Consider the following 5,087-nt stretch of genomic DNA (forward strand, 5'->3'; position numbering starts at 1 on the left):
GTGTCTGGACATAAATGCTTGGAGTATGGATCGAGTTTGGATCTAATTCGCCCGCTTCATAGAGATTTTCTACCTCGGCAATCGTTACTCTTCCAGCAGCAGCGATCATCGGGTTAAAGTTCCTCGCTGTTTTATGGTAAACGAGGTTGCCCATTTTATCTCCCTTCCATGCTCTGACAATACTGAAATCAGCGGTCAGTGCTTCTTCGAGCAGATATTCCTTGCCATTGAATAATCTTGTTTCCTTTCCTTCGGCGATTGGCGTCCCTACGCCGGCCGGGGTATAAAATGCCGGTATTCCAGCGCCTCCTGCCCTGATTTTTTCCGCAAGAGTCCCCTGTGGAATCAGCTCGACTTCGATTTCTCCTGACAATACCTGTCTTTCAAACTCTTTATTTTCCCCAACATAGGAACCTACCATTTTTTTAATCTGTTTATTTTTCAGAAGCAAACCAAGTCCCCAATCATCAACACCACAGTTGTTGCTGATGACGGTCAGGTCTTTTACCCCTTTTTCAACAAGGGCCAAAATCGCGTTTTCCGGAATACCGCAAAGACCGAAACCGCCAACCATCAAGGTTGCTCCATCATGGATATCCGCTACTGCTTCTTGAAAGGATGTACAAATTCTTTTCATTCGCTGTTCCTCCTTTTTATACGAAAAGCATAAGCGCCGTCAGCAGTCCTGACGAACGCTGAGTTAGATAGTAAATTTAATTGAGTAAGATAAATTTCTTTTTCCATCAAAATAGGATATTACGCGAGTTCCACTACTGTAGCGACGCCCTGTCCGCCTCCGATACACAGTGTAGCCAGCCCTGTCTTGGCGTTTCTGCGCTTCATTTCGTGGATCAATGTCACAAGAATCCTGGCTCCGCTCGCGCCAATTGGATGCCCAAGCGCAATCGCACCGCCATTCACGTTTAAAATATCCTTGTTAAAATTAAGTTCGCGATCTACGGCCAAGGATTGCGCCGCAAAAGCTTCATTGGCTTCAATTAACTCCATTTGATCCAGAGACATTCCTGCTTTGTCCAATGCTTTCTTAACCGCTGTAACTGGACCGATTCCCATAATGCTTGGATCCACACCCGCACTTGCATTTGCTTTGATGACAACAAGCGGCTTAAGACCAAGCTCCTCTGCCTTTTCCCGGCTCATGACAACTAATGCTGCCGCACCATCATTGATTCCAGAAGCATTTCCGGCCGTCACGCTGCCATCCTTTTTGAAGGCTGGGCGCAAACCGCCGAGCTTTTCAGCTGTTGTTCCCTTTTTCGGATACTCATCTGTATCAAATACGAGTGGGTCGCCTTTACGCTGTGGGATTTGAATCGGCACAATTTCATCCTTGAATTTGCCTTCTCCTATTGCTTTTACAGCCTTATCCTGGCTGGCTGCCGCGAATTCGTCCTGCTCGCTGCGGCCGATTTCATATTTAGAGCATAGATTTTCTGCCGTCACACCCATATGGTAATCGTTGAACGCACACCATAATCCATCGGAAATCATACTGTCAACAAGCTTCTGATCGCCCATCTTAAATCCGTCACGTGCATTTTTTAATAGATAAGGTGCCTGGCTCATGTTTTCCATCCCGCCGGCAACAACGATTTCGGCATCTCCAGCAATGATGGCCTGTGCAGCTAAATGGACCGCCTTCAAGCCGGAACCGCATACTTTATTAATCGTCATTGAGGAAGCGCTTTCAGGAAGCCCCGCTTTTATCGCAGCCTGCCTCGCTGGATTCTGGCCAAGCCCTGCCTGGAGGACATTGCCCATGATCACTTCATCCACCTGCTCTGGCTGTACGCCTGCCTGCTGTAGTGCATCTTTAATTACTGCGGCTCCTAATTCCGGCGCAGAAATGTTCTTTAAACTGCCATTAAAGCTGCCGATCGCGGTTCTTACCGCCGATACGATCACTGCTTCGGTTTTACCCAAACTGCTCACCCTTTCTCTGATGTTCACATGGTATTAACTTCTATTGATTTTATTAAATTCCTTTTATTTTATCAAAATTTTTGTTATTCTTGCATTTTTAAAAATTTTCTATTTAAAATGGAGATATGTAAAGATGAGGGGGATCTAATATGCTAAAGCTTCCTGAAAAGGTTGAAATAATCGAGGTCGGACCAAGGGATGGACTTCAAAACGAAAAAAGCTTTGTTCCGACTGAAGTTAAAAAAGAATTTATTTACGCTCTAAAGAATGCTGGTCTTAAAGAGATGGAGCTGACCTCATTTGTATCGCCAAAATGGGTGCCGCAAATGGGAGATGCTGCCGAGATTGTTTCTGATTGCCTAGACAGCTCTACTAGAAACATCGTCCTTGCACCAAATAAAAAGGGCATCGAGCGTGTTTATATGACCGATTGCAAAGCGGTTGCCGTCTTTGTCGGTGTCAGCAATACCTTCAACCTAAAGAACATCAACAAGACAACTGAAGAAAGCCTTGCCGAACTAGCCCCTTTGATCGCTGAGCTTAAGGCAAAAGACTATTTTGTCCGCGCATGCATTTCAACCTCTTTTTATTGCCCGTATGAAGGCAAGATTGACGAGGATGCCGTATTGGCACTCTGTGAAGAATTTGTGCAGGCCGGGGTTGATGAGCTGAGTGTTGCCGATACAATCGGCATGGCTGCGCCTCATGAATCTTATTCTTTGTTTACGAAATTGAAGCATTCTTTCCCTGATTTATTGTTGACAGCCCACTTCCATGACACAAGAAAACTGGCCCTCGCCAATATATTCGCCGCCCTTCAGGCTGGAATCACCCGATTTGATACGTCAGCAGGCGGTCTCGGCGGCTGTCCTTTCGCACCTGGGGCAGCCGGCAATGCAGCTACTGAGGATGTTGCCTATATGCTACACAGGATGGGAATTGATACTGGAGTCGATCTAGACAAACTGCTTCAAGCGATTGAAATCATTAAGCCCCATATTTCCAGGCCGATTGAAAGTACTTATTTCCGCATGAATTCTGTAAGCGTTTAATTTTTTTGTATAAGCTGCCTTCTTCAAACTCATCTTATAGGTGAAGGATTTAGAAGAAGGGAGATTTTTTTATGAGCCAAAAACGCGATAAAGGATACAGCCAGCAAGGAAAACCTAACGCAGATAATGTTAAGCAGCAAATAGCTGCAGAAGATTTGGAAAAAGCGCTTCATCCGACGAAACGCCAGAATTCACAGCAATAAAAAAAGTTGGCGTCCAATTGGTCCGTTCGCAAGCAGCCGTACATAGAACGGACAAAAAAAGTTTATTATAGACCGCTTATTTGCGGTCTTTTTTATGTTTGTATTTTCCTTTCTAATGGTAAAATAAAGAAAAATGCATTCGGAGGGTTGAGTGTGAGAAAGGCGTTCCGTGTTTTATTTTCATTTTTGCTCGTGCTTGCCTCTCTTGGGGTTTTTATTTCTAATAAAGTAATGTTCCTGAAAAAGAAGGATGATAAAGAAATATTCAACCGGGAAAAAGAAGCCGGCCATCTGCGTCCTGAGGAATATGATGCATTGCCGAAAAGAGAAGTGACCATCCCGTCTTCTTTTGATTATTCCCTGAAAGCCGTCCTTGTCGAACCACATGATACTAACCGCTATATCATCATTGCCCATGGAGTGACACAGAGCAAAACGAATTCAGTCAAATATATGAACCTTTTTCTGGAAAAAGGATTTAACGCTGTCATTTACGACCACCGCAGACACGGTGAATCAGGCGGAAAGACCACCAGTTATGGCCACTATGAAAAATTCGATTTGAAATCGGTCGTTGACTGGCTTAAGGAGGAAAAAGGTCCTAATCTACTCCTTGGCATCCATGGAGAATCAATGGGGGCTGCAACACTTCTCCTATATGCTGGCATCCTTGAAGATGGCGCAGATTTTTATGTCGCTGATTGCCCTTTTTCTGATTTCAGCCAGCAGCTTGCCTATCGGGTGAAATCCGAGGTCAAATTGCTTCCGACAAGGCTTCTTCTGCCAATTGCCGGCTTGTTTGTGCGCATTCGTGACAAATACTCACTCAGTGACGTATCACCAATTTCAGTCATCGAAAACATCAAAAACCCTATTCTTTTCATCCACAGCCGCAAGGACGATTTCATCCTGCCGTCTATGACCGAGGCATTGTTTGAACAGAAAAAAGGTCCGAAGAAATTGTATATGGCTGAAAACGGACTTCATGCCCAGTCTTACAGCCAGAATCGCGTGGAATATGAGAAGGTGCTTGACGAGTTCCTTCAAGAATATGTATTTGTAAATGATAGAGATTTAAATGGTAACTTTTCAACGAGTTCTGATGTCTGAACGGTCATCAATAGCAGTCAGAGTTAAAATAAAAAGGATGGCTCCTTCTGGAACCATCCTTTTTACTGCTTCTCTCCTTGGCGGTCCATCTCTTTACCGTCCGCCCCCAGCGCTCTCACTTCTTTATAATCGCCTATAGCATAATAATAACGTTCATTGCCCTTTTCGATGATGTTGATTTTGGTGAATTTTCCGTCGGCACCCGCGGCTTCTACCGATCGTATATCCGGGTTGACAATTTTTCCAAAAACAACGGGAAGCTTGTTATCCAATTTGCCATTTTCCTGATAGGTATGGAAAACGTCGGCATATAAAATCATAAAATCATTCTTGTAATAAGTCCAGTGGTTATGCCCTGCATTTTCCCAGCCATCCTTTTTGCTGCCTTTAATATAGGCAACTGCCAGCGCATCAAATTTGTTGGTCCCATCCTTCTGTTGGGTTGTGTAAAAAACCAGCCAGCCATCCTTTACCTTTTCCTTATGCACGATTTGTTTGATGTTGAACGGAATATCATTTTGGATTGCTTCTTCCGCAGTCTTATATGTACATGCAGAGAGCAGAAGCACGCACATGGCCATTATGGCAGCTCGCCGCAATTTCTCCATAGTTCTCCCCCTATCCTTTTGCACCAAACGATTTATGTATAAAAAAAGCTTCTCTCTTATTTAACCCTTTTTCCAAATTATTGTAAAACAATAACCCTTGCTTCCAGGTTTAAGCATTGGTTTTATCAAAAAAACTCATTCTTGGGTTTAGATATTCACTCGGGCTCTTT

General features: G+C 44.0%; 6 protein-coding genes. 3 read left to right on the plus strand and 3 right to left on the minus strand.

Annotated features, from left to right (window positions below):
- Positions 1–637, minus strand: a 637-nt coding sequence (locus tag WB217_RS14155; protein WP_423993867.1) for a CoA transferase subunit A, incomplete at its 3' end; no start/stop codon positions are given.
- A 119-nt stretch (positions 638–756) separates the two neighbouring features.
- Positions 757–1,944 carry an acetyl-CoA C-acetyltransferase gene (locus WB217_RS14160; RefSeq protein ID WP_423993869.1) on the minus strand — a complete coding sequence of 396 codons (1,188 nt, stop codon included), beginning with the start codon at positions 1,942–1,944 and terminating at the stop codon, positions 757–759.
- A gap of 149 nt (positions 1,945–2,093) precedes the next feature.
- Here WB217_RS14160 and WB217_RS14165 point away from each other — a divergent pair, with 149 nt between their 5' ends.
- The 3 genes from WB217_RS14165 to WB217_RS14175 all read left to right on the plus strand — a co-directional run bounded on the left by WB217_RS14165 (position 2,094) and on the right by WB217_RS14175 (position 4,309).
- Complete coding sequence (locus tag WB217_RS14165) at positions 2,094–2,996, plus strand: hydroxymethylglutaryl-CoA lyase (RefSeq protein WP_423993870.1); 903 nt, start codon at positions 2,094–2,096, stop codon at positions 2,994–2,996.
- 71 nt (positions 2,997–3,067) lie between these two features.
- Positions 3,068–3,199 (plus strand): hypothetical protein, encoded by a 132-nt coding sequence (locus tag WB217_RS14170; RefSeq protein WP_311071483.1) that lies wholly within the window; start codon positions 3,068–3,070, stop codon positions 3,197–3,199.
- A 153-nt stretch (positions 3,200–3,352) separates the two neighbouring features.
- A complete protein-coding gene (locus tag WB217_RS14175) occupies positions 3,353–4,309 on the plus strand; it encodes an alpha/beta hydrolase (protein WP_423993871.1) in 957 nt (318 codons plus the stop codon).
- Positions 4,310–4,371: 62 nt separating this feature from the next.
- Here the strand turns inward: WB217_RS14175 and WB217_RS14180 are convergent, their stop codons facing one another.
- Complete coding sequence (locus tag WB217_RS14180; RefSeq protein ID WP_423993872.1) at positions 4,372–4,917, minus strand: hypothetical protein; 546 nt, start codon at positions 4,915–4,917, stop codon at positions 4,372–4,374.
- Positions 4,918–5,087 lie beyond the last annotated feature (170 nt).

Origin of the sequence: Mesobacillus sp. (genome assembly GCF_049588175.1) — a bacterium.
Lineage (GTDB): Bacteria > Bacillota > Bacilli > Bacillales > Cytobacillaceae > Mesobacillus.